Source organism: Pseudomonas sp. UYIF39, from assembly GCF_029963765.1.
Taxonomy (GTDB): Bacteria; Pseudomonadota; Gammaproteobacteria; order Pseudomonadales; family Pseudomonadaceae; genus Aquipseudomonas.
This window is the reverse complement of sequence record NZ_JALBYU010000008.1, coordinates 14,244-39,664: the sequence shown is the minus strand read 5'-3', so window position 1 is coordinate 39,664 and position 25,421 is coordinate 14,244. Positions and strand designations below refer to the sequence as shown.

The window sequence follows — 25,421 nt, the reverse complement described above, 5'->3', positions numbered from 1 at the left end:
TGAAAGTCTTCTGAAAGGTTAGCGAAAGGTTGGCCGGTTAGAGTCCAGCCACGGACAGTTTTAACTGCCGTGCGCTACCGCACATAGCGATACGAAAAACGCCTCGAAGCGTTTTCGCCAATAAGAACAATAAACGGAGTACTTCAAGATGCTGTCCATGCAGCTACAGGCTCGTCCGCCTGTTCGTTTTTCCCGCCTCAGCCACACCGCCCTTGCCAGTGCCGCCGCCCTCGCCGGCTTTTCGCCGTTGAGCCAGGCTGCCTTCTTTGAAGACAGTACGGCAACCCTTGAAACCCGCAACATGTATTTCAACCGTGACTTTCGCAACGGCACCAGCGCCCAGCAATCCAAGCGGGACGAATGGGCTCAGGGGTTCATGCTCAACCTGCAATCGGGCTACACCGACGGCACCGTGGGGTTCGGTGTCGATGCGCTGGGCATGCTGGGGGTCAAACTCGATTCGAGTCCCGACCGCACTGGCACCGGCCTGCTGCCAACCCATGACGACGGCCGCGCCGCCGATGAGTACTCCAAGCTGGGCCTGACCGGCAAAGTGAAGATTTCCGCCACCGAACTGAAAATCGGCAGCCTGATTCCGGAACTGCCGATCCTCAAGTCCAACGACGGACGCATCCTGCCACAGACTTTTGAAGGTGGAATGCTGACCTCCAAAGAGATCAAGAACCTGACCTTCACCGGGGGTCGTCTGGAAAAAGCCAAGGACCGCGACAGTACCGACTTCGAGGACATTGCCCTCAACAACAAGAACAGCCGCTTCGCTGGCACCGTAGCCGGCAAGCATTTTGACTTTGGCGGCCTGGACTACAAGTTCACCGACAAAATCACCGGCAGCTACCACTTCGCGCAACTTGATGAAGTCTACAACCAGCACTTCCTCGGTGTTGTCGCTTCGCAACCGTTCGGCCCCGGCACTTTCGGCACCGATCTGCGCCTGGCCATCAGCGATGACCAGGGCGCGGCCCGTGGCGGCCAGATCGACAACAAATCCCTCAACGGCTTGGTGAGCTACGCCTTGAGCGGGCATAAATTCAGCGCCGGCTACCAGCACATGTCCGGCGACAGCGCGTTCCCGTACGTCGATGGCAGTGACCCGTACCTGGTCAACTTCGTGCAGATCAACGACTTTGCTGGTGCCGAAGAACATTCGTGGCAAGCACGCTACGACTACGACTTCGCCAAACTCGGCATCCCCGGCCTGGGTTTCATGAGCCGTTACGTGAGCGGTGACAACATCAAGCTCAAGAACGGCGATGAAGGCAAGGAGTGGGAGCGCAACACCGAAATCAAATACGTCGTACAAAGCGGCGCGCTCAAGGATGTTGCCGTGCGCCTGCGTAATGCCACTTACCGTTCCAACTACTCCGCTCGCGATGCCGATGAAGTGCGTCTGCTGGTGAGCTATAGCGTTGCCCTTTGGTAATTGATTGAAATGCCGAAACCAAAAAAAATCGCAGCCTTCGGCAGCTCCTACACATCCTTACAACAAAAAAGCCGTGGAGAATCCAATGAATGTGTCACTACGTAAAGTTGCTATCACCGCCAGCGCCCTGCTGTTCGCCGGCCAATTACTCGCTGAACCCAAACGTCCGGAATGCATCGCCCCGGCCTCTCCAGGCGGCGGTTTCGACCTGACCTGCAAGCTGGCGCAAAGCGCGCTGGTGAATCAGAAACTGCTGACCAAACCGATGCGCGTGACCTACATGCCCGGCGGTGTCGGCGCGGTGGCGTACAACGCGGTGGTCGCTCAGCGTCCTGCCGACGCCGGCACGCTGGTGGCGTGGTCCAGCGGTTCGCTGTTGAACCTGGCCCAAGGCAAGTTTGGTCGTTTCGATGAAAGCGCCGTGCGCTGGCTGGCAGCTGTCGGCACCAGCTATGGCGCCATCGCGGTGAAAAGCGATTCGCCTTACAAGAACCTGGACGATCTGGTTCAGGCGTTGAAGAAAGACCCGAGCAAAGTGGTGATCGGCTCCGGTGGCACCGTCGGCAGCCAGGACTGGATGCAAACCGCGCTGGTCGCCAAGGCTGCGGGGATCAACCCGCGCGACCTGCGTTATGTCGCCCTCGAAGGCGGCGGTGAAATCGCCACGGCCCTGCTCGGCGGCCACATCCAGGTCGGCAGCACCGACATCTCCGACTCCATGCCGCACATCCAGAGCGGCGACATGCGCCTGCTGGCCGTGTTCTCCGAGAAGCGTCTGGACCAGCCGGAAATGAAAGACATTCCGACCGCCAAAGAGCAAGGCTACGACATCGTCTGGCCAGTGGTTCGCGGCTTCTACCTCGGGCCAAAGGTCAGCGACGAAGACTACGCCTGGTGGAAAAACGCCTTCGACAAACTGCTCGCCTCCGAGGACTTTGCCAAGCTGCGCGATCAGCGTGAACTGTTCCCGTTCGCCATGACTGGCCCGGAACTGGACACCTATGTGAAGAAGCAGGTAGCGGACTACAAAGTGCTGGCCAAAGAGTTCGGCCTGATCCAGTGATCGCCTCTGTCTAGCGGCTGCGGCCCCGTTTGCGCGGGGCTGCGGCACAGGAGTTTCCCATGCTCTTACAACGCATTTTTGCTTCGGTGCTGTTACTGGCCTGTGTTGGCCTGGCGCTGATGGCGTGGCCGTATCAAGCGCCTTTTTCCTACGAACCGGTGGGGCCGCGCGCCTTTCCACTGTTGATGCTCGGCCTGATGGGCCTGGCGCTGTTGTACATGGTGTTTCGTCCCGCACCGATCAAGCACAACCCTGACGAACCGCCGATGGACCGCGAAACCCTGACCAAAATCAGCATCTGCGTGGTGCTGTTGCTGGTGTTTGCGGGCACCTTCGAACCCCTTGGCTTCATTGTCGCGAGCATCCTGATCGGTATCCCGATGGCACGCCTGTACGGCGGCCGCTGGTTGCCCAGTGTGGTGATCATCAGCCTGATGGCTGTCGGCCTTTACTTGCTGTTCGACAAGGTGATGGACGTGCCACTGCCGTTGGGCGTGCTCGACGTTCTGGAGAACTGATATGGATACTCTTGGCTATTTGGGACAAGGGTTTGGCGTTGCGCTAACCCCGTACAACCTGGTGACTGCGCTCTGCGGCACCCTCATCGGCACCGTGGTCGGCCTGTTGCCGGGCCTGGGCCCGATCAACGGCGTAGCGTTGCTGATTCCGATCGCATTCGCCCTCGGCCTGCCACCGGAGTCGGCGCTGATTCTGCTGGCGGCGGTGTACCTGGGTTGCGAATATGGCGGCCGGATCAGCTCGATCCTGCTGAACATTCCCGGCGAAGCCTCCACCGTCATGACTACCCTCGACGGTTACCCGATGGCCCGCAAGGGTCTGGCCGGTGTGGCGCTGTCGCTGTCGGCGTGGAGCTCGTTCATCGGTGCGTTCATCGCGACTTGCGGCATGGTGCTGTTCGCCCCGCTGCTGGCGAAATGGGCGATTGCCTTCGGACCCGCGGAATACTTCGTGCTGATGGTGTTTGCGATTGTCTGTCTCGGCGGCATGGCCGGCGACCGCCCACTAAAGACCTTTATCGCAGCGCTGATCGGTTTGTTTCTATCGACCGTCGGGATCGATGCCAACAGCGGCGTGTATCGTTTCACCGGGGATAACATCCATTTGACGGACGGCATTCAGTTCGTTGTGCTGGTACTGGGCTTGTTCTCCATCAGTGAAATCCTCCTGCTGCTGGAAAAAACCCATCATGGCCAGGAAGCGGTGAAAGCCACCGGCCGCATGATGTTCAACTTCAAGGAAGCCTCGGCAGTGTTCGTGGTGAACATTCGTTGCGGCGTGCTGGGCTTCATCATGGGCGTATTGCCGGGTGCCGGCGCAACGCTGGCCAGCGCCGTGGCTTACATGACCGAGAAACGCATCGCCGGCGCCAAAGGCACCTTCGGCCAGGGCGACATGCGTGGCCTCGCAGCCCCGGAAACCGCCATCGGCGGCGCAGCCTGCGGTGCCCTGGTGCCAATGCTGACCCTCGGCGTTCCGGGTTCGGGCACCACGGCGGTGATGATCGGCGCACTGTCGCTGTACAACATCACCCCGGGCCCACTGCTGTTTCAACAGCAACCGGACATTGTCTGGGGCCTGATCGCTTCGTTGTTCGTCGCCAACATCATGCTGGTGATCCTCAACATCCCGATGATCCGCATCTTCACCCGCATCCTTGCCGTGCCGAACTGGGCGCTGGTGCCGGTGATCGCGATCATTACCGGGATCGGCGTCTACGCGGTGCACGCCACCACTTTCGACCTGTTCCTGATGATCGGTATCGGTATCTTCGGCTACATCCTGCGCAAGCTGGACTTCCCGTTGTCCCCGGTTCTGCTGGGTTTCATCCTCGGCGGTTTGATGGAGCAAAACCTGCGTCGCGCCCTGTCGATCTCCAACGGTGCGCTGGAAATTCTCTGGTCGAGCCCGATCACCTTCGGCTGCTGGGTACTGACCGCGATCATGCTCCTGATGCCGATCATCCGGATCTGGCGCAAACGTTCGGTCGCCCGTCGCGCCATCGCCGATGTCTGATCGAACACCCTTCAAAGCCTGGTGGGGAACTCCGCTGGTCGGTCTGCTGGGCGGTAACCTGGCCAGCCAGATCGGCTGGCCGCTACCGTGGATGGTCGGCTCGTTGCTGGCGATCATCCTGGTGCGTTGCCTGACACCCTGGCAATTGGCGGAAATCCCTGGCGGCCGCAAGTGCGGCCAGTGGATTGTCGGCATCGGTATCGGCCTGCACTTCACCCCGGTGGTGATGGAGCAGGTCCTGAGCCACTTCGGTCTGATCTTCTTCGGTGCGTTAGTCACCAGCCTGTCGGCCGTGGTCGGGGTCTGGTTGATGCGGCGTACCGGTGAAGATCGCGCCACCGCGTTCTTTTCCAGCATGCCGGGCGGCTCCGGGGAGATGGTCAACCTCGGCGCGCGTAACGGCGCGGTGCTCAGTCGCGTTGCGGCGGGGCAAAGTCTGCGGGTGTTAGTGGTGGTGCTGTGTGTGCCGGCGGCGTTCAAGTATTTGTTGGGCAGCGGCACGCCGGTTTTTCATCCGTCCACCGTCAATTGGTGGTGGCTGGCCTTTCTATTCCCGGCCGGCGCATTGTCCGCGTGGCTCTGGGAGCGACTGCGTCAACCCAACCCGTGGCTGTTCGGGCCGTTGCTGGTGAGTGCGGCGGTGAGTATCGGCTGGGACCTGCACATCGGCTTGCCCAACGGCGGCAGCCAGATCGGCCAATGGTTGATTGGCAGCGGGTTGGGGTGTCACTTCAATCGGCAGTTTTTCCGGCGTGCGCCTTCTTTTATGGGACGGACCTTGATCGGCACGGTGCTGACCATGTTGATCGCCACGCTGGCAGCATTGGGGTTGAGTGCGCTGATCCACCTGGATTTGCGTTCGTTGACGCTCGGCATGATGCCCGGCGGGATTGCGGAGATGAGTCTGACGGCAGAGACATTGCAGTTGTCGGTGCCGCTGGTGACGGCGATGCAGGTGATGCGGCTGTTGTTTGTGTTGTTTCTGGCGGAGCCGTTGTTCAAGTATTGGAATCGGCAGCCGGATTCTGTCTGAAAAACCGAGTCGACCCATTCGCGAGCAGACTCGCTCCCACAGGGTTCGCGTGATCCTTGTGGGAGCGAGCTTGCTCGTGATGCTTTTTAGACTGGCGGCAACCGCCACTCGATCGGCGTCTCGCCATTCTGCTCAAGATACTTATTGGTTCGGCTGAAGTGCCCGCACCCGAGGAAGCCTCGATAGGCGGACAACGGTGACGGATGCACCGACGTCAGCACCAGATGCTTGGTGGCATCGATCAGTTTCTGCTTGCTCTGCGCATGGGCGCCCCACAGCATGAACACCAGATGCGGCTGATGTGCGCTGACCACTTCAATGATCCGATCGGTGAAAAACTGCCAGCCCTTGTCCTTGTGCGCATTGGCGTTGGCGCGTTCGACGGTCATGGTGGTGTTGATCATCAGCACGCCCTGGTCAGCCCAGCTTTGCAGGCAACCGTGGGTCGGGATGTCGATGTTCAGATCGCGCTTCAACTCTTTATAGATGTTCACCAGCGACGGCGGCGCCGGTACGCCCGGTTGCACCGAGAAGCACAAGCCGTGGGCCTGTCCCGGACCGTGGTACGGGTCTTGGCCGAGGATGACGACTTTGACTTTATCCAGCGGCGTCGAATTGAGCGCGTTGAAAATCATCGGTCCCGGAGGGTAGATTTCCTTGCCGGCCGCACGCTCCTCTTGCAGGAAGTTACGCAACTCCGCCATGTAAGGCTGGTCGAATTCGGCACGCAGTGCCTCCTTCCAGCTCGGTTCGAGTTTGATACGGTCGTCAGCAGTCATGGTTACATCCGGCAAAAACAATGGGGCGAACCCTAGGAAAGCCCATCACGCTTGTCAATTGATCTGACGCAGATCCTGCACTTTCCTGTACAGCGATCATACTGAACGCTCAAATTCCCGATCGAGGTCACGATGAATCTGCACTTCGAAGAACTCACTGGCACCGACGGCGCACGCATCGGAGTCGCCAGCCTGGATGCCGAAAGCTCCCTCAATGCCCTGTCCTTGCCGATGATCAACGCCTTGCGCGATCAACTGGACGCCTGGGCCAAAGAGCCACAAATCGTCTGCGTCGTGTTGCGAGGCAACGGTGCCAAAGCCTTTTGCGCCGGCGGTGAAGTCCGCAGCCTGGTGGAAGCCTGTCGCGCCCATCCCGGCGAAGTGCCGCCGCTGGCAGCGCATTTCTTTGCGGCGGAGTATCGCCTGGACTTCAATCTGCACACTTACCCTAAACCACTGATCTGCTGGGGGCATGGTTATGTGCTCGGCGGCGGCATGGGGCTGCTGCAAGGGGCAGGCATCCGGATTGTCACGCCGAGCAGCCGCCTGGCGATGCCGGAGATCAGTATCGGTTTGTACCCGGATGTCGGGGCCAGTTGGTTTCTGTCGCGCCTGCCCGGCAAGCTCGGATTGTTTCTCGGCCTGACCGGCGCCCATATGAATGGTCGCGATGCGATCGATCTGGACCTGGCCGACCGTTTCCTGCTCGATGAACAGCAGGAAGAGCTGATGGAAGGCCTGCTGCAGTTGAACTGGCAGGAACAGACGCCGATGCAACTGAACAGCCTGCTCAAGGCATTGCAGCAAGAAGCGATCGCGCAAATGCCTGAAGCCCAGTGGCTACCGCGACGCCAGCAGATCGATGAGCTGCTGGATGTCAGTGACGTGCGCTGCGCCTGGAAGGCCATCAGCCAGCTGCGCGACAACACGGATCTGCTGCTCAGCCGTGCTGCGAAAACCATGAGCGAAGGCTCGCCCCTGACCGCTCATCTGGTGTGGGAACAGATCGCCCGCGCCCGGCACATGTCGCTGGCTCAAGTCTTTCAGATGGAATACACCATGAGCCTCAACTGCTGCCGTCATCCGGAGTTCAGCGAAGGTGTGCGCGCACGGTTGATCGACAAGGATCAAAAACCGCATTGGCACTGGCCAGACATCAATAACCTGCCGGATGCGGTGGTAGAAGCGCATTTCCACAAGGCCTGGGAAGGTCGGCATCCTCTGGCCGATCTGTAGGAATACTGAAATCCGGGCAAAAAAAGCGGCGCTTCATGCGCCGCTTTTTAATGAGTGTTTAACGGTGGCCGCCTCGGCCATCGTTATCGCCGCGACCGTTGTGGTCGCCTCGTCCACCACGATTGTCCCGACCGCCATGTCCGCGATAGTCGTTGTCCCGACCGCCGCGGTTACGGCCGTCCCAACCCTGATTCTGATGGGCCCGATAGTCGCCTCGTTGCGACTGGTAATAGCGTGGTGCCGGTTGATAAACCCGCGGCTGGTGGTAATACCGCGGCGTTGGTTGGTAATACCGCGCTGGCGGTGCGTAGTACCGGCGTGGTTGCGTGTAATAGCCGCCGCCACCTGAGTAATAAGGCCCGCCGTCATAATAAGATGGCGAGGAATAGACCTCGGAACTGTAGTAGCTGGATCCTCCATCGGAATAAGGCACACATGCACCAAGAGACAATCCCAATACAGCAATCAGAAGAATTCGCAGATACATGGCGGCCTCCTGGACCGCGAGTGAGCCACACCAGCGACGCTGGCAGGCGACAGTCAATTATTCGGTGACTGTCGAAAGATCAGACATCGTTTTCCAAATCTGGTGCGTTCCTGAAACACATTGAAACAAGTCGCCGATGAAAGGTTTTTCATCCATTCACCCGCTGATTAATGGTGGCCACCACGATAACCACCTCCGTAATGACGTGGCGAATGCCCGCCCCAATAGTAGTAGCGATAGCCGCCGTAAAAGCGCGGTCCGTAGTAATAGCGCGGTCCGTAATAGTAGGAATAGGGCGAATAGCCGGGGTAGTAATAAGGCTCGGAATACACATCATAGCCACCGGCGTAGTAGTAGCAGCCGGACAACCCCAGACCGAGAACAACACAGAACAACAGTCGACGAAACATGGCGGCCTCCTGAAAGACCTACAGTCGGAACAGGCCGGCTGACACCTGTTTTGACTGGCAATGCTGCGTCGAGTGCCGAGTCGCCTGGACCTTCAGATCAGCGGCCGGCCCGATCCATTGCGGTGCACCCGCGCACCATCACAAGGCAACGCGGCCACCTCCTCCCAACGCGCCAATGGCGTAATCGCCCACGCTAGAGCGCTCAAGCCAACTTGGCACGGCTCTCGCTTTAGCAAAGACGTGCAGGAGTCATCACAGGTTCGCGGCACCACAATTTGCAATGGCTGACTAGGGTTCCGGCTCGCTAAGGCGAGTGGCTGGTCCGAGAGTTGGCGACCTCCAGTTGAGGTTACACGGCGGGACAAAAGCCCGGGAGACAAGCCACCGTTCGCGGTGCCGCGTTGACTCCTGCCCGCCCTTGATCAACTGGAGAACCACCCATGCTCAAGCTTCGTTTACCCACCCTGCTCGCCGCTGCATTCGCAGCCCTCGTGAGCGTCTCGTCCCAGGCCGCCCAGAAAGACCACTTCAGCGTTTGCTGGACCATCTACGCCGGCTGGATGCCCTGGGAATACGCTGGCAGCCAAGGCATCGTCGATAAATGGGCGAAGAAGTACGGCATCAAGATCGATGTGGTACAGCTCAATGACTACGTCGAATCCATCAACCAATACACCGCCGGCCAGTTCGACGGCTGCACCATGACCAACATGGACGCGCTGACCATTCCGGCGGCCGGTGGCGTCGACAGCACCGCGCTGATCGTCAGCGACTTCTCTAACGGCAACGACGGTATTGTGCTCAAGGGCGATGGCAAGAAAGTCACCGACCTCAAAGGCATGGACGTCAATCTGGTGGAGCTGTCGGTTTCCCACTACCTGTTGGCCCGGGCGCTGGATTCGGTCGATCTCACCGAGAAAGACCTGAAAGTGGTCAACACCTCCGACGCCGACATCTCGGCGGCCTTCAACACCGATCAGGTCAACGCCGTCACCACCTGGAACCCGATGCTTTCGGACATCAAGGCCAAGCCTGCGGTGACCGAAGTGTTCAACTCCAGTCAGATCCCAGGCGAAATCATGGACATGATGGTGGTCAACAGCGCCACCCTCAAAGACAACCCGGCCCTGGGCAAAGCGCTGACCGGTGCCTGGTTCGAAGTAGTCGAGTTGATGAACGCGAAAAACGCCGCGAGCAAAGCGGCACTTGAACACATGGCCAAAGCCTCCGGCACCGACCTGGCCGGTTTCCAGTCGCAACTGGACACCACCAAATTGTTCGCCACCCCCAAAGAAGCCCTGGCGTTTTCCACCAGCAAGCAACTGCCGGACACCATGCGCAAGGTGGCCGAGTTCTCCTTCCAGCACGGCTTGCTCGGTGAAGGCGCCAAGGACACCAGCGCGGTAGGCATGGCATTCGCCAATGGCGTGACCAGCGGCGACAAGACCAACCTCAAGCTGCGCTTCGACCCGACCTACGTGCAGATGGCTGCCGACGCCAAGCTGTAATCAGGAGGACCTGGCCATGCGCCTGATCAATCGCCACCCGGATCGCCCGAGTCGCCTGCTGTTGGTGATCCTGCCGTTCGCCCTGGTGCTGTTCGCCTACTTCATGGGCTCGGCCGAGCGGCTGACGGACAACCCCAACGACAAGCTATTGCCGAGCGCCGTGCAGATGACCGACGCGGTGAAACGCCTGGCGTTCACCGCCGACACCCGCACCGGTGAATACGTGTTGTGGCAAGACACAGCCTCCAGCCTGCGACGCCTGGCCATCGGCCTCGGCATCAGCGCGTTGGCCGGGCTGTGCCTGGGCATCGCCGCCGGGACTTTGCCGCTGTTTGGCGCGCCGTTGTCGCCGTTGCTGACGGTGCTGTCGATGGTGCCGCCGCTGGCAATTCTGCCGATTCTATTCATCGTGTTCGGCCTGGGGGAATTGTCGAAAGTGATGCTGATCGTGATCGGCATCACCCCGTGTCTTGCTCGCGATCTGGAGCAACGCGCCCGGGAGATACCGGTCGAGTTGCTGATCAAGGCCCAAACCCTCGGCGCTTCGACCTGGACGCTGATGCTGCGGGTAGTGCTGCCGCAATTGCTCCCGCGCCTGCTGATCTCGCTGCGACTGATGCTCGGCTCGGCGTGGTTGTTCCTGATCGCGGCCGAAGCCATCGCCTCCACCGATGGCCTCGGTTACCGGATTTTCCTGGTGCGCCGTTATCTGGCGATGGACGTGATTTTGCCCTACGTGGTGTGGATCACCCTGCTCGCCTGGCTGATGGACTGGGGCCTGAAGCGCCTGACCCAACGGGCGTTCCCTTGGTATGAGGGGGCCCGCGCATGAGCTTCATCACGGTGAAAAACGTCTGGCAGCAATACGCCGATCAGGTGGTGCTCGAAGGGCTGAACCTGAACGTCAACGAGGGTGAGTTCTGCACCTTGGTCGGCGCATCCGGTTGCGGCAAGTCGACCTTCCTGCGGCTGTTGCTCGGCCAGGAACGCGCCAGTCGCGGCGAGATTCTGCTCGACGGCCAGACCTTGGCCGGCGAGCCGGATGCCAGTCGTGGCGTGGTGTTTCAGCGCTACTCGGTGTTCCCGCACCTGACAGTTCTGGACAACGTCGCCTTGGGCCTTGAACTACCACGTTCGCCGCTGCTCGGACGCTTGTTCGGCAGCGCTAAAAAAGACGCACGCGAACAAGCCTCAGTGCTGCTGCACAAAGTCGGTCTCGGCCACTCGCTGGACAAGTACCCGGCGCAACTCTCCGGCGGCATGCAACAACGGCTGGCCATCGCCCAGGCGCTGATCATGAAACCGCGCGTGTTGCTGCTCGACGAACCGTTCGGCGCGCTCGATCCGGGCATCCGCAAAGACATGCACGGTTTGCTGCTGGAGCTGTGGCACGAGACGCAACTGACGGTGTTCATGGTCACCCACGACCTGTCCGAAGGCTTCAGCCTCGGTACTCGCCTGTTGGTGTTCGACAAGGTCCGCGTCGACCCGCACGCCCCCGGCGCCTATGGCGCGCGCATCACTTATGACATCCCTTTGAACAGCGACCGCCGCACCAACCGTGCCGCCGTCGATGCCTTGCCGGCTGAGCTGGCAGGCACGCTTCGTATCGCTTAGAGGATTTTTGAAATGACTGATTCGACTCAATTGTTCCCGCCCTTCGCCGAGGAAATGCTCCCCGGCGGCGGCCATCGTTCTTTCGGGTTGAAACGCGGCCAACTGCTGCGCCTGACCGACCTGCGCGGTGGCGCCAACGTCAGCCTGACGCTGCTCAACGCCAATGAGAAAACCGAACGCCTGAACCTGCCCGACAGCCTCAAATGCCAACACACCGCCAAGCTCACCACCGGCCATTGCCTGTATTCGGACATGGGCCGCGTGCTGGCCGCCATCACTGCTGACACCTGCGGCTGGAGTGACAGCCTCGGCGGTGTGCTGTGCGCTGAAGAAGTCGCGGAAAAATACGGCCAGGGTCGCTATCAGGAACTGCGCAACGGCTTCTTCCGCAACGGCACCGACAACCTGTTAGTGGAGCTGGGCAAGTGGGGGCTGGGCCTGTCCGATTTGCTGATGACGCTCAATTTGTTCAGCCGGGTGAACGTCGATGAGGCCGGGCGTTTCCACTTCGTCGAAAGCAATTCCAGGGCCGGTGACTACATCGAGTTGTATGCGCCGATGGACACGCTGGTGGTGCTCACCGCGCTGCAACATCCGATGGACCCTTCGCCTGAGTACGCGCCGAAACCGCTGAAACTCAGCTGGATGAACGCCGACGCCAGCGTCGCCGAACACTGCCGCACCTCGCGCCCGGAAAACGAGCGCGGCTTCATCAACACCGACCGTCTGTTCGCCTGAGGATCGCTGCCATGTCACTCGCAATCGCTACTGCTCACCAGCAACCAGAAACTGCGATCTACCGCGCCACCATTCCCGCCGGCGAACCGTGGCTGATGGAGGTCAAGGCCGGCCAGACCTTGCGCATCCTCGACCTGGAAGGCAACCAAGCGGTCGACACCTTGTTCTACAGCGTGGCCAATCCGAAGGAACGCTACGACGTACAACGCACGTTGCGCCGGCAGAACAGCGTCTACCTGAGCACCGGCAGCGTGCTCTATTCCAACCTTGGCAAACCGATGCTGACCATCGTCGCCGACACGTGCGGCCGCCACGACACCCTCGGCGGCGCTTGCGCGCAAGAGAGCAACACCGTGCGTTACGCGTTGGAGAAACGCTACATGCACAGCTGCCGCGACAACTACCTGCGGGCCTGCGTCCACGACGGGCGATTGGGCAAGGGCGACATCGGGCCGAACATCAACTTCTTCATGAACGTGCCGGTCACAGCGGATGGCGGGCTGACGTTTGAGGACGGAATTTCGGCGCCGGGCAAATACGTCGACCTGCGGGCCGAGATGGACGTGATCGTGCTGATCTCCAATTGCCCGCAACTGAACAACCCGTGCAACGCCTACAACCCGACCCCTGCGGAGCTGCTGGTATGGAACTGAAATTCTCGCGGTTGCGTCTTTGGTTGTTTGCCCTGTGCCAGGCCCGTTCCGGGCAGTGCATCAAAAAGTAAGAACACCACTGAACCCAATGTGAGAGCGAGCTTGCTCGCGATAGCGTCAGCACATTCACCATTAATGTCGACTGACACACCGCTATCGCGAGCAAGCTCGCTCCCACAGGGGGGGCGGTGGTGTTTTTGAATGAATTGATTCTGCCGTCGGGGACGACCCCGGCGCTCATCGAAAAACTGCGGGACGGCCCGCATCCCAGGTCGAGGCTGATGCGCTATCGCCTCCAGGGGTTATGCCATGTTCGAAAAAGTCCTGATTGCCAACCGTGGCGCCATTGCCTGTCGCATTCTGCGCACCCTGCGTGAGTTGCAGGTCCAGGGCGTTGCCGTTTACTCCGAAGCCGATGCCGCCAGTTTGCACATTCTGCAAGCCGATGAAGCCCACAGCCTCGGTGAAGGCGCAGCCGCCGGCACCTATCTGGCCGTCGAAAAAATTCTGGCCATCGCCAAAGCCACCGGCGCCACGGCGATCCATCCGGGCTACGGTTTTCTCTCGGAAAACGCCGCGTTCGCCGAAGCGTGCGAAGCCGCCAACATCGCGTTCATCGGCCCGACGCCAGAGCAGCTGCGAGTGTTCGGCCTCAAACACACCGCGCGCGCCTTGGCCAAGCAACACGGCGTGCCGATGCTCGAAGGCACCGAGTTGCTCGACAGTCTCGACGCAGCGCTGATTGCCGGTGAACAGATCGGCTACCCGGTGATGCTCAAAAGCACCGCCGGCGGTGGCGGCATCGGCATGCGCGTGTGCCGCAGCGCTGTCGAACTGAGCGAATCCTTTGAAGCCGTCAAACGCCTCGGCCAGAACAACTTCAGCGACGCCGGCGTGTTCATCGAAAAGTACATCCAGCGCGCCCGACATCTGGAAGTCCAGGTGTTCGGCGACGGCCAGGGTGAAGTGATTGCCCTCGGCGTGCGCGACTGCTCGGTGCAGCGGCGCAACCAGAAAGTCCTCGAAGAAACCCCGGCGCCGAACCTGCCCGAGGGCATGGCTGAGGAGCTGTGTTCGGCGGCGATAAAACTGGCAAAAGCGGTGAATTACCGCAGCGCCGGTACGGTGGAATTCGTCTTCGACAGTGAGGATCAGCGTTTCTACTTTCTCGAAGTGAACACTCGTTTGCAGGTGGAGCACGGCGTCACCGAGCAAGTCTGGGGCGTGGATCTGGTGCGCTGGATGGTGGAACTGGCGGCGGGTGATTTGCCATCGTTGAGCGAGTTGAGCCAGGGCTTGAAAGCCGACGGTCATGCGATTCAGGCGCGGCTTTATGCCGAAGATCCGGGTCGCGATTTTCAGCCGAGCCCGGGGTTGCTGACCGCCGTGAACTTCCCTGCCGCCGATGGCAAACACCTGCGCATCGACACGTGGGTCGAGGCCGGTTGTGAGATCCCACCGTACTTCGATCCGATGATCGCCAAAGTCATCAGTTGGGCGCCGACTCGCGAAGAAGCCGCTGCCGATCTGCATCAAGCGCTGGGCGACAGCCTGCTCTACGGGGTGGAAACTAACCGCGATTATTTGCGGCAGATTCTGCTCGATGTGCCCTTCGCCAGCGGCCAGCCGTGGACGCGTTGCCTGGAAGGTTTGGTGTATCAGGCCAACACGTTTGAAGTGCTCAGCGCCGGTACTCAGACCAGCGCGCAGGACTATCCCGGCCGCCTCGGTTACTGGGCCGTGGGCGTGCCGCCGTCGGGGCCGATGGACAGTCGTGCGTTGCGTCTGGGCAACCTTTTGCTGGGTAACGACGAAGGCGCCGTTGCGCTGGAAATCACCATGAGCGGGCCGCTGCTGCGCTTCAATTGCGACGCGGTGGTGGCGGTGACCGGGGCAGTGATTCCACTGACCCTTAATGGTGAAGTGGTGCCGATGAACACAGCTTTGCTGGTAACGACGGGGGCTACTTTGAGCCTCGGCACGATTGCCGGTGCAGGCGCCCGCAGCTATCTGTGCCTGCGCGGTGGCCTTCAAGTTCCAGATTATCTGGGTAGCAAAAGCACCTTCACCCTCGGCCAGTTTGGTGGGCATGGTGGCCGTGCCTTGCGAGCTGGCGACGTGCTGCATATCCCGGCCTTGAACGACCGCAGCGCCGGTCAACAACTGGCTGAAGAACAGGTCACCGAGTTACCCGACTTGCGGCAGATCCGGGTGATCTACGGCCCTCATGGCGCACCGGAATACTTCACCGAAAACTACATCGACACCTTCTTCGCCACCCAGTGGGAAGTGCATTTCAACTCCAGCCGAACCGGTGTGCGGTTGATCGGGCCGAAGCCTGAATGGGTGCGTGCCGATGGTGGCGAGGCGGGTCTGCATCCGTCGAATATTCATGACAATCCGTACGCCATTGGGGCGGTGGATTTCACCGGTGACATGCCGGTAATTCTCGGTCCCGACGGCCCTAGCCTCGGCGGGTTTGTCTGCCCGGTGACGGTGATCGAGGCGGATCTTTGGCAGCTGGGCCAGCTCAAGGCTGGGGACAAAGTTCAGTTCCTCCCGGTCGATCTCAAGACCGCCCGCAGCCTCGCCTTGAAATGGAATCACTGTGGGAGCGACGGTGCGACGATTCGACTTGCTCGCGATGATGGCGGCACATCCAGCATTGATGTGACTGACACACCGCTATCGCGAGCAAGCTCGCTCCCACAGGGGATTGAGTCGCCTGTGGTGTTGGATTTGGGTCAGGGGGACATGCGGCTGGTTGCGAGACTGTCGGGGGACACTCATCTGCTACTGGAAATCGGAGCCCCCGAACTCGACCTGGTCCTGCGCTTCCGCGCCCACGCCTTGATGCAAGCCCTGGAAAGCCAAAACCTTTACGGCGTCTTCGACCTGACACCCGGCATCCGCTCGCTGCAAGTGCACTACCAACCCGAACAACTGCCGCTGGCCGATCTGCTCGGCATCGTCGCCGGCGAATGGGACGCCGTGTGCGCCGCCAAGGACCTGCAAGTGCCCTCCCGCATCGTTCATCTACCGCTGTCCTGGGACGATCCGGCCTGCCAGTTGGCGATCGAAAAATACATGACCACCGTGCGCAAGGACGCCCCGTGGTGCCCGAGCAATCTGGAGTTCATCCGCCGCATCAACGACCTGCCAAACCTCGACGAAGTGCAGCGCACGGTGTTCGACGCCAGCTACCTGGTGATGGGCCTGGGCGACGTCTACCTCGGTGCGCCGGTGGCCACGCCGCTCGACCCGCGTCATCGCCTGGTGACCACCAAATACAACCCGGCCCGAACGTGGACTGCGGAAAACTCGGTGGGCATCGGTGGCGCCTACATGTGCGTGTACGGCATGGAAGGCCCTGGCGGTTATCAGTTCGTCGGCCGCACGTTGCAGATGTGGAATCGCTATCGCGAGGTCACCGCATTCGATGGCAAACCGTGGCTGCTGCGCTTCTTCGATCAGATCCGTTTCTACCCGGTCAGTGCCGATGAACTGCTGCGTATTCGACGGGATTTCCCACTCGGGCGCTTCGATCTGAACATCGAGCACAGTCAGCTGAATCTGGCGGACTACCAAGCCTTCCTGACGAAGGAAGCCGAGAGCATTGCCGCGTTTCGCGATCAGCAGAAAGGCGCGTTCAACGCCGAACGCGAGCGCTGGATCGCCAGTGGCCAGGCGCATTTCGACAGTGAAGAGCTGACTCCGGAAGTGACCGAAGACGCGCCGCTGGCCAGCGGTCAACAGAGCGTCGACAGCCACATCGCCGGCAACCTTTGGCAAGTTCAGGTTGAAACCGGTAGCCGGGTTGCTGCGGGTGATGTGCTGGTGATTCTGGAATCGATGAAGATGGAAATTCCGCTGCTCGCGCCTATGGCCGGGGTGGTGCGCGAGATTCGCGTGCAACCTGGTTCGGCGGTGCGCGCCGGACAGCGCGTCGTGGTGCTGGAACTCGAGTGAACCCATTTTGAAAAGGATTAACGCCATGAACATCAATCTGCAACTCGACGCCCTGCGCAGCGCTTATCGCGTCGGCAACGTCACGCCCCGTCAATTGCTCCTGAGCCTGCGCGATAAAGCCGCGGCGCTGAACCCGGATTATCACCTGTTCATCCACTTGCTCAGTGTTGAAGAACTGGAACCGTACCTCGCCGCACTTGACGGTCGCGACCCCGACAGCTTGCCGCTGTTCGGCGTGCCGTTCGCGATCAAGGACAACATCGACCTGGCGGGCATTCCGACGACCGCGGCGTGCCCGGCGTTTGCCTACGTGCCGGAACGTTCGGCGACCATCGTCGAGCAATTGCTGGCGCTAGGCGCGATTCCGTTGGGCAAGACCAACCTCGATCAATTCGCCACCGGGCTAAATGGCAGTCGCTCACCGTATGGCGCGTGCCCGAACAGCGTGTTGCCGCAATATCCATCGGGCGGTTCCAGTGCCGGCTCTTCGCTGGCGGTGGCGCTCGGCGTGGCGAGTTTTTCCTTGGGTACGGACACGGCAGGTTCCGGTCGTGTACCGGCGGCGCTGAACAATCTAGTGGGGTTGAAAGCCAGCAAAGGGTTGATCTCCACGGCCGGTGTGGTTCCGGCCTGCCGCACCCTCGATTGCGTGACCACGTTCACCGCGACTGCTCGGGAAGCCAGTCAGTTGCTCGCGCTCACTGCGCACCTTGATCCCCGCGATGAATACAGCCGTAGCAATCCGTTGTGGAACGACGGCTCGGCGTTTGGTGTACCTCGCCCCTTCCGATTTGGCGTACCGCGTGCTCAGGATCTGGAGTTCTTCGGCTGCCCTGAAGGCCCGTTGTTGTTTGGTGATGCCATCGATCAGCTCAAGGCATTGGGCGGTGAAGCCGTGGAACTGGATTTGTCGCCGTTCCTTGAAGCTGCGCGATTGCTCTATGAAGGGCCGTGGGTGGCCGAGCGCTACAGCGTCGCCGGCGAATTGATGGAGCAAGACCCTGAAGCCGTACTGCCGGTGATCCGCGCGGTGCTGGCCAAGGCTCCAGCGGTGAACGGCGTGCAAACTTTCCGCGCCCAGTACCGGCTTCAAGCCCTGAAAGCCCTGTGCGACCAGGCACTGGACGGCCTCGATTGCGTGCTCACACCCACCCTCGGCCGCCCAGTCACGCTGGCGGAACTGGACGCCGAGCCGGTGCTGCGCAATTCGGAACTGGGCTACTACACCAATTTCATGAACCTGCTCGATTACGCCGCCGTCGCCGTGCCCAGCGGTTTCATGGGCAATGGTTTGCCTTGGGGCGTGACGTTGTTCGGGCGGGCGTTTACTGATCAGTATTTGTTGGGAGTGGCGGATGCGTTGCAGCGCCAGCAAGGTTTGCTCTCGCCTGTACCGACGGCTGCTGCGCGTAATGACCGGGCGCGGTTGGTGGTGTGTGGTGCGCATCTGGATGGGTTGGCGCTGAATTGGCAGCTCAAGCAGCGCGGGGCACGACTGCTCGAGACGACGGTTAGCTCACCGGACTATCAACTGTATGCCCTGGCCGGCGGCCCGCCGTTTCGTCCCGGGATGGTTCGCGTGAAGGACGGGGGTGTGGCGATTGCCGTGGAGGTTTGGGAACTGCCGAGCCATGAGCTGGGTTCTTTTCTGACCGGTATTCCGGCGCCACTAGGGTTGGGCAAAGTGCAATTGGCGGATGGGCGTTGGGAGAGTGGGTTTATTTGTGAGGCGTATGGGTTGGAGGGGGCGGTGGATATCAGTCACTTGGGTGGGTGGCGGCGTTACCTCGCTCAATGATCTATTTCGGCGGGGCGTGTGTACGATCATTCGCCCTGCACATAGAACAGTTATTTCCCGGCGGTGCCATTAGAATGCCTGCCATCGGGTCACTGCCAACGGAATTGTCATGCCGCTTCACTCGCCGCTGTATTCGCAACGTTCGTTGGTCCTCACGCTGATCGCGCTGCTGGGCGCAGGTTTTCTCGCCACATCCTTCCTCAGTTACTACGCCTCGCGAGCGTCAATCCGCGACAACATCATCAACACCGAACTGCCGCTGACGTCGGACACGGTCTACTCGGAAATCCAGAAAGACCTCGTCAGACCGATCCTGATTTCCTCGATGATGTCCCGCGACACCTTCATGCGTGACTGGGTGGTAAACGGCGAGCAGGATCCCGAAAAAATGACCCGTTACCTCAACGAGGTCATGACCCACTACGGCGCCTACACCGCATTTTTCGTCTCCGACACCAGCCTCACCTACTACCACGCCAAGGGCGTACTCAAACAGGTCAAAGCCACTGAACCCCGCGATACGTGGTATTTCCGCGTACGAGACATGGCCGATCCCTATGAGATCAATGTCGACCCGGACCTGGCCAACAAGGACAACCTGACCTTCTTCATCAACTACAAGGTCTACGACTACAACAACCGTTTCATTGGCGCGGCCGGCGTCGGTCTGACAGTCGATGCTGTGATCAAGCTGATCGACAAGTATCAGCAGCGTTATCAACGCAGCGTGTTTTTCGTCGACAAATTCGGGCGCCTGGTACTGACGGGCGCCGAGGGTGGCCCAGAAAGCGCGCGGATCGGGCGGACCCTCGGCGAGCTCGACAGCATGAAGGACCTGGTCAGCCAACTGCCCAAACCTCACAGCGGTAGCTACGAATATTCCGTCCGGGACCAGGGGCATTTCCTCAATGTGCGTTTCATTCCGGAGCTGAACTGGTACTTGTTCGTCGACAAACGCGTAGACGGCGCCCTCAGTGAAATCCGCCAATCGCTGTACCTCAACCTCTTGATCTGCCTGATCGTCACGCTGATTGTGCTGGCCCTGCTCAACCGGGTGATCAAGCGCTACCAGGGCAAGATCCAGGCCCAGGCGATCCTCGACAGCCTGACCGAGTTGCCAAACCGCCGCGGTTTCGACCTGTTGGCGGCGCAAGCCATGCACGAAGCCCAGCGCGAGCCCAAACCGCTGACCGCGTTGCTGTTGGATCTGGACCACTTCAAGGTTTTGAACGACACCTACGGTCACCTTGCCGGCGATCAGGTACTGATCGGCTTTGCACGGGATCTGGAGAGTTGCCTGCGGCACTCAGACATCGTCTGCCGTTGGGGCGGGGAGGAATTTATCGTGCTACTCAAGGACACTGATGGTGAGACCGGTCTGATGGTCGCCGAGAAAATTCGTCAGCATGTCGAGCAACAGCGTTATGCCTACAACGTTAAGGCCTTGCAGCTGACCGTGAGCATCGGCCTTACCACCCTGCAGACCGATGACACCTTGCACACGCTGCTGTCGAGAGCGGATCATGCGATGTACCGGGCCAAGCAAGCAGGCCGTAACCGCACCTGCGTGGAAATGCCTCACTCCAGTTATGAATAACCCTACATGAATAAGCCAGATTTCTGCCCGGCCTGCGGCGCTTCCAACGACTGCACTCTGGCCGACCCGCGAACCGCCGATCGGGCCTGCTGGTGCTACGGCGTCAGCATCGACCCGGTGGTGCTCGAAGCACTGCCGCCCGAACTGCGCGACAAATCCTGTTTGTGCCCACGCTGCGCGCAAGTCGAGGCGCAGCTGTAAGCAACCGCACAACCGATCACGTAAGATACGCGCCCCTTTCCTACCGATCCCTCGTCATGCGCATTGACCGTTTCCTCAGCAACCTGCCGCGCTTCAACCGTAAGCAGGTGCGTCTGTTGCTGGTGGAAAAGCGCGTCAGAATCGACGGAAAAATCGTCAGCGACCCTCACGCCGACGTACTGGAATTCAGCCGGGTGGAAGTCGACGAGGAGCTGCTGCAAGTCGGCAAGCCTGCACGCTACTTCATGCTGCACAAACCGCCTGGCTGCGTCAGTGCAACCCGCGATCCGCAACACCCGACCGTGCTCGACCTGATACATGAGCCGGACAAGGAGGACCTGCACATCGCCGGGCGCCTGGACTTCAACACCACCGGCCTGATGCTGATCACCAATGATGGCAGCTGGTCGCGACGCCTGACCCAGCCGCAAACCAAACTGCCCAAGGTCTACTACGTCGAGACCGAGCAAGAGATTGGCCCGGAATACGCTTTGAAATTCACCGAAGGGCTGTACTTCGCCTTCGAAGACCTCACCACCCAACCCGCCGAGCTGGCCGTACTCGGACCAACATCCGCACGACTGAGCATCGTCGAGGGCCGTTATCATCAGGTGAAGCGGATGTTCGGCCATTTCGACAACAAGGTGCTGCGCCTGCACCGCGAAAGCGTGGGCCCGCTGGTGCTCGACAGCGCCCTGAAACCGGGCGAGTACCGCGCATTACGCACCGAAGAGATTCAATTGTTCTAAGCAGGCGACCGCTCAGCAGAAGTTGTCGAACAATTTGCCAAAGATACTTGCGCGATGACGTGACCCCTGCTTGAATCAGGACGTCGGCCGAAATGTGACCGATGAGTCACAACATACTTCCAAGAAACTTTTTGCCGGTAGAGAACCCTCAGGTTCCGCCTTCCCCGGCAGACTGCCCGCCAATAACAATACCCGTCGACCGGACTGCAATGGATCGACATGGGCCTCTCAAATTCCAGGCGTATGCCTACCTGTCACAAAGCTCGTGCAATCTGATTTGCACGCATACCCGCTTGCCAGGAGTCTTATGACATGAGGCCAGAAATCGCTGTGCTGGATATACAGGGTCAGTATCGGGTTTACACGGAGTTCTATCGCGCAGACGCCGCAGAGAAGACCATTATTTTGGTCAACGGCTCGATGGCCACGACTGCGTCGTTTGCACAAACCGTGAAAAACCTTCACCCGCAGTTCAATGTGGTTTGCTACGACCAGCCCTACGCGGGCAAGTCGAAAGCCCACAACCTGCACGAGAAATTGCTGACCAAGGAAATCGAAGGGCAGATCCTCCTGGAGCTGATCGACCACTTCGCCGCCGAACACGTGCTGTCGTTTTCCTGGGGTGGCGCCGCGACCCTGGTCGCTCTGGCCCACCAGCCACGACGCATCGAGAAAGCCGTGATCAGCTCGTTCTCTCCGGAGATCAACGCGCACATGCTCGACTACCTTGAGCGCGGCATCGATTACCTCGGCAGCCGGGACGGTGACCGGGTCGGCAACCTGGTGAACAGCACCATCGGCAAACACCTGCCGACACTGTTCAAGCGCTTCAATTATCGGCACGTCAGTTCCCTGGCCGAGCATGAATACGGGCAGATGCACTTCCACATCAGCGATCTGCTGCAAAGTGATCGCCAGTGCTTCTTCAAAGCCGCGGAGAAAATCAACGTGCCGGTGCTGTTCATGAACGGCGAATGGGACGAGTACACCGCTGCCGACGGCGCTCAACTGTTCGCCAACCATGTGCAACACGCTACTTTCACCACCCTGCAGGCCACCGGCCACTTTCTCGACATGGAACACAAAGCTGCTTGCCGAGATAGCCGCGACGCACTGTTAGGTTTCCTGAAACCGGCGCAACACGTCAGCCGACCGCGTTACCACTACGTCCAGGACCAACATGCATTGGCCATCTGAAACAGCGTCATCGTGAGCAAGCCCCGCCCTGTAGGAGCGAGGCTTGCCCGCGAACGACCGTCACGCGGTCCCAGCGGTTGTTCCACGCGGCGCTAAAGCCATCGCACGCAAAGAAAAACTTCATTTCCACGCCCACATCTGGTACAAAGTCAGCCGCTCTGAGCGGGTGTCGTATAATGGCATTACTCCAGCTTCCCAAGCTGATAACGAGGGTTCGATTCCCTTCACCCGCTCCACTATTTTCAAGGCCTCCAGCGGTATCGAGGTAGCGTCAGGCGAGACTGGTGACAGTTTCAGTGACAGTTACTCAGAATTCGCGTATCACGCTTCCGGCCAGCCCCGCCCTTACCAAATTCCCCTTCTGCCGCATCGTCCTGAAAAAACCTGCCGACAAACGCTGTTTTCGGGGCTCCTGCCCGCCTACTGTCGGATCATTGGTCGTTGCTGACGCTTCATCATTTTGATTAGCTTTTCCGCAGCCAGAAGATCAGCCAACTGAATTCCGAAGTCGTTCTTCGAATCTACGAATTGGATATCGTCTCTGATTAGCTTTTCAATCACACCGCACAAGAATAATGTAGAGAAACAAACTTTTTTTGAACGTACATCTACATGAAAAATTGGCTCACGTTAATCCTTGGCCTCCCCACCGCAAATGCCACCGAGCGCATGCGGGCTTGGCGTGCCCTAAAAGCCTCTGGAGCGGCGGTCTTACGTGATGGTGCCTATCTGTTACCGGATACCACTGCCTGTCGAGACGCGCTAACGTCTGTCGAGCGCGACATCCTGTCCATCAATGGAACCGCTTTCATTCTTCCTGTCGTAGACCCTGCCGGTGAGCGCTTTATTGAGCTGTTCGACCGTAGCGATGACTACACCAAGCTAGGTGCAGAGATCGAAGTGTGCCGTGCACAACTCAATGCAGAGAATGCGCTGTCCACCACCAAGCAGATTCGCAAGCTGCGCAAAGCCTACGATCAGTTGGCCAACATCGATTACTTTCCAGGTCAGCCGAAGCAGCGGATCGACTCAGCTTTGCAGGAGCTTGAGACTGCGGTCAGCAGAGCCCTGTCTGCGGATGAGCCGCATAGCTGCAACCAGCCAATAATGGCACTGAGTCTCGGCGACTATCAGGACCGCGTATGGGCAACACGCAAGCGTCCCTGGGTTGACCGACTGGCCTGTGCCTGGCTGATTCGACGTTTCATTGACCCACAAGCTCAGATCCTTTGGTTGAACACTCCACAGGACTGCCCAGCCGATGCCCTGGGTTTTGATTTCGATGAGGCAACCTTCAGTCATGTCGGCAACCGTGTGACCTTCGAAACCCTGCAAGCCAGTTTTGAAATCCAGGTGCCCGGTCTGGGCCGAATTGCTGCCTTGGTACATTACCTCGATATCGGCGGTATTCAGCCGGTGGAGGCGGCCGGCATCGAACGGGTACTAGCAGGGCTACGCGAAACCATTACTCATGACGACCACTTGCTGGCTGCTGCAAGCGCCATCTTCGACGGCCTGCTCGCCGCGTTTGTGAAAGAGGAACAACCCAATGAGTAAGGTTTCCCTATCAGCTGATGAACAGGATCAGCCAAGGCCTGAGGTGATCAGTTTCCGCGAGGCGTTCTGGTTCTGGCTGAAGCTTGGCTTTATCAGTTTCGGCGGGCCTGCAGGGCAGATCTCGATCATGTACCAGGAGTTAGTAGAACGCCGACGCTGGATATCGGAACGGCGATTCCTGCATGCCCTCAACTACTGCATGTTGCTCCCTGGGCCGGAGGCTCAGCAGCTGGCAACCTACATTGGCTGGTTGATGCATCGAACCTGGGGTGGAGTGATTGCCGGGGGGCTCTTTGTACTACCCTCTCTGTTCATCCTGATTGCCTTATCCTGGATGTATATCGCGCTCGGCGACGTACCGGTGGTGGCGGGTCTCTTCTATGGCATCAAGCCCGCCGTCACGGCCATCGTGGTACAGGCAGCTCATCGGATCGGTTCACGAGCACTGAAGAACAATTGGCTGTGGGCCATAGCAGCGGCTTCATTCGCGGCGATATTTGCATTTGATGTTCCCTTCCCGCTGATCGTTCTGAGTGCGGCGCTGCTCGGCTACCTGGGGGGCCGTTTTGCCCCCGAGAAATTCAGAACCGGAGGTCACAACACCGCCAAAAAATCCTGTGGCCCAGCCCTGATCGATGACGACACTCCGCCCCCTGAGCATGCCCAATTTAGCTGGGTAAAACTGGCGCTGCTGGTGCTCGTCGGCGCTGCGTTGTGGGCTTTGCCAATGGGGATCTTGACCACTCTCTTCGGCTGGGAAGGCACCTTGACCCAGATGGGCTGGTTCTTTACCAAAGCCGCGCTGCTAACGTTTGGAGGTGCCTATGCGGTGCTTCCTTATGTCTACCAGGGCGCAGTCGGTCACTATGGGTGGCTGACACCAACACAGATGATTGATGGCCTGGCGCTGGGGGAAACCACTCCTGGGCCGCTGATCATGGTGGTGGCCTTTGTTGGCTTCATCGGTGCCTACGTCCTGCAAGTGTTCGGCGCCGATCATGTATTTCTCGCCGGAGCCGTCGCAGCCACTCTAGTGAGCTGGTTCACCTTCCTGCCTTCTTTCCTGTTCATCCTCGCGGGCGGCCCGCTGGTGGAGTCAACTCACAACGAACTCAAGTTCACCGCGCCGCTCACCGGGATTACCGCTGCTGTAGTTGGGGTGATTCTCAATCTGGCAGTGTTCTTCGGCTATCACGTGCTGTGGCCCAAAGGGTTTAGCGGCAACCTCGATTGGCCCTCTGCTCTGATCGCAATTGCAGCCGCTATCGCCTTGTTTCGCTTCAAGCGTGGCGTGATTCAGGTACTGATGGCCTGCGCGCTCGCTGGTTTGGCAGTGCATCTGCTGCGCTAGAAA

General features: G+C 59.7%; 22 protein-coding genes, 1 tRNA gene and 1 riboswitch. Of the genes, 20 read left to right on the top strand and 3 right to left on the bottom strand.

What is annotated here, in order from left to right; all coding sequences use genetic code 11:
• Positions 1–148: 148 nt before the first annotated feature.
• From MO767_RS12795 to MO767_RS12775, 5 genes are all read left to right on the top strand, one after another.
• A complete protein-coding gene (locus tag MO767_RS12795) occupies positions 149–1,441 on the top strand; it encodes an OprD family porin (RefSeq protein ID WP_282480792.1) in 1,293 nt (430 codons plus the stop codon).
• An 85-nt stretch (positions 1,442–1,526) separates the two neighbouring features.
• A complete protein-coding gene (locus MO767_RS12790; protein ID WP_282480791.1) occupies positions 1,527–2,504 on the top strand; it encodes a tripartite tricarboxylate transporter substrate binding protein in 978 nt (325 codons plus the stop codon).
• Between the two features lie 59 nt (positions 2,505–2,563).
• Entirely contained in the window at positions 2,564–3,022 is a 459-nt protein-coding gene (locus tag MO767_RS12785; RefSeq protein ID WP_282480790.1) for a tripartite tricarboxylate transporter TctB family protein, read from the top strand.
• Between the two features lies 1 nt (position 3,023).
• On the top strand, positions 3,024–4,538 hold the full coding sequence (locus tag MO767_RS12780) for a tripartite tricarboxylate transporter permease (RefSeq protein ID WP_282480789.1): 1,515 nt from the start codon (positions 3,024–3,026) through the stop codon (positions 4,536–4,538).
• Positions 4,531–5,571 carry an AbrB family transcriptional regulator gene (locus tag MO767_RS12775; RefSeq protein WP_282480788.1) on the top strand — a complete coding sequence of 347 codons (1,041 nt, stop codon included), beginning with the start codon at positions 4,531–4,533 and terminating at the stop codon, positions 5,569–5,571. Before MO767_RS12780 ends, MO767_RS12775 begins: the two co-directional genes overlap by 8 nt.
• A gap of 86 nt (positions 5,572–5,657) precedes the next feature.
• Here MO767_RS12775 and ung read toward each other — a convergent pair whose 3' ends face one another.
• The gene (gene ung, locus MO767_RS12770) at positions 5,658–6,350 is read right to left on the bottom strand and encodes a uracil-DNA glycosylase (protein ID WP_282480787.1); all 693 of its coding nucleotides are present in this window, start codon (positions 6,348–6,350) and stop codon (positions 5,658–5,660) included.
• Positions 6,351–6,482: 132 nt separating this feature from the next.
• Here ung and MO767_RS12765 point away from each other — a divergent pair, with 132 nt between their 5' ends.
• The gene (locus tag MO767_RS12765) at positions 6,483–7,586 is read left to right on the top strand and encodes an enoyl-CoA hydratase/isomerase family protein (protein ID WP_282480786.1); all 1,104 of its coding nucleotides are present in this window, start codon (positions 6,483–6,485) and stop codon (positions 7,584–7,586) included.
• Positions 7,587–7,644: 58 nt separating this feature from the next.
• On the opposite strand, the gene MO767_RS12760 is transcribed toward MO767_RS12765, so the two are convergent.
• Positions 7,645–8,073, bottom strand: a complete 429-nt coding sequence (locus MO767_RS12760) for a hypothetical protein (protein WP_282480785.1) — start codon at positions 8,071–8,073, stop codon at positions 7,645–7,647.
• Positions 8,074–8,240: 167 nt separating this feature from the next.
• A complete protein-coding gene (locus MO767_RS12755) occupies positions 8,241–8,483 on the bottom strand; it encodes a hypothetical protein (protein WP_282480784.1) in 243 nt (80 codons plus the stop codon).
• A gap of 277 nt (positions 8,484–8,760) precedes the next feature.
• Positions 8,761–8,861: riboswitch (guanidine-I (ykkC/yxkD leader) on the top strand.
• Positions 8,862–8,923: 62 nt separating this feature from the next.
• On the opposite strand from MO767_RS12755, the gene MO767_RS12750 reads away from it, so the two are divergent.
• The 14 genes from MO767_RS12750 (at position 8,924) to chrA (ending at position 25,418) form a co-directional block, all read left to right on the top strand.
• On the top strand, positions 8,924–9,991 hold the full coding sequence (locus MO767_RS12750) for a putative urea ABC transporter substrate-binding protein (protein ID WP_282480783.1): 1,068 nt from the start codon (positions 8,924–8,926) through the stop codon (positions 9,989–9,991).
• Between the two features lie 16 nt (positions 9,992–10,007).
• Positions 10,008–10,823: an ABC transporter permease gene (locus tag MO767_RS12745; RefSeq protein WP_033054095.1), complete on the top strand. Its 816-nt coding sequence runs from the start codon at positions 10,008–10,010 to the stop codon at positions 10,821–10,823.
• Positions 10,820–11,608, top strand: a complete 789-nt coding sequence (locus MO767_RS12740; protein WP_282480782.1) for an ABC transporter ATP-binding protein — start codon at positions 10,820–10,822, stop codon at positions 11,606–11,608. Before MO767_RS12745 ends, MO767_RS12740 begins: the two co-directional genes overlap by 4 nt.
• Before the next feature lie 12 nt (positions 11,609–11,620).
• Complete coding sequence (locus MO767_RS12735) at positions 11,621–12,346, top strand: urea amidolyase associated protein UAAP1 (RefSeq protein ID WP_282480781.1); 726 nt, start codon at positions 11,621–11,623, stop codon at positions 12,344–12,346.
• An 11-nt stretch (positions 12,347–12,357) separates the two neighbouring features.
• Positions 12,358–12,999 (top strand): urea amidolyase associated protein UAAP2, encoded by a 642-nt coding sequence (locus MO767_RS12730; protein ID WP_282480780.1) that lies wholly within the window; start codon positions 12,358–12,360, stop codon positions 12,997–12,999.
• Positions 13,000–13,308: 309 nt separating this feature from the next.
• A complete protein-coding gene (gene uca, locus MO767_RS12725; protein ID WP_282480779.1) occupies positions 13,309–16,968 on the top strand; it encodes an urea carboxylase in 3,660 nt (1,219 codons plus the stop codon).
• Positions 16,969–16,993: 25 nt separating this feature from the next.
• Positions 16,994–18,766, top strand: coding sequence for an allophanate hydrolase (gene atzF, locus MO767_RS12720; RefSeq protein WP_282480778.1), 1,773 nt, complete (start codon positions 16,994–16,996; stop codon positions 18,764–18,766).
• A 109-nt stretch (positions 18,767–18,875) separates the two neighbouring features.
• A complete protein-coding gene (locus tag MO767_RS12715; protein ID WP_282480777.1) occupies positions 18,876–20,363 on the top strand; it encodes a sensor domain-containing diguanylate cyclase in 1,488 nt (495 codons plus the stop codon).
• Positions 20,364–20,369: 6 nt separating this feature from the next.
• On the top strand, positions 20,370–20,564 hold the full coding sequence (locus MO767_RS12710) for a cysteine-rich CWC family protein (protein WP_282480776.1): 195 nt from the start codon (positions 20,370–20,372) through the stop codon (positions 20,562–20,564).
• 56 nt (positions 20,565–20,620) lie between these two features.
• Complete coding sequence (locus MO767_RS12705; RefSeq protein WP_282480775.1) at positions 20,621–21,313, top strand: pseudouridine synthase; 693 nt, start codon at positions 20,621–20,623, stop codon at positions 21,311–21,313.
• A 312-nt stretch (positions 21,314–21,625) separates the two neighbouring features.
• The gene (locus MO767_RS12700; RefSeq protein ID WP_282480774.1) at positions 21,626–22,510 is read left to right on the top strand and encodes an alpha/beta hydrolase; all 885 of its coding nucleotides are present in this window, start codon (positions 21,626–21,628) and stop codon (positions 22,508–22,510) included.
• 162 nt (positions 22,511–22,672) lie between these two features.
• Positions 22,673–22,746: transfer RNA gene (locus MO767_RS12695), tRNA-Gly, on the top strand.
• Between the two features lie 376 nt (positions 22,747–23,122).
• Positions 23,123–24,067, top strand: coding sequence for a chromate resistance protein ChrB domain-containing protein (locus MO767_RS12690; RefSeq protein WP_282480773.1), 945 nt, complete (start codon positions 23,123–23,125; stop codon positions 24,065–24,067).
• On the top strand, positions 24,060–25,418 hold the full coding sequence (chrA, locus tag MO767_RS12685) for a chromate efflux transporter (RefSeq protein WP_282480772.1): 1,359 nt from the start codon (positions 24,060–24,062) through the stop codon (positions 25,416–25,418). Before MO767_RS12690 ends, chrA begins: the two co-directional genes overlap by 8 nt.
• Positions 25,419–25,421: the final 3 nt, after the last annotated feature.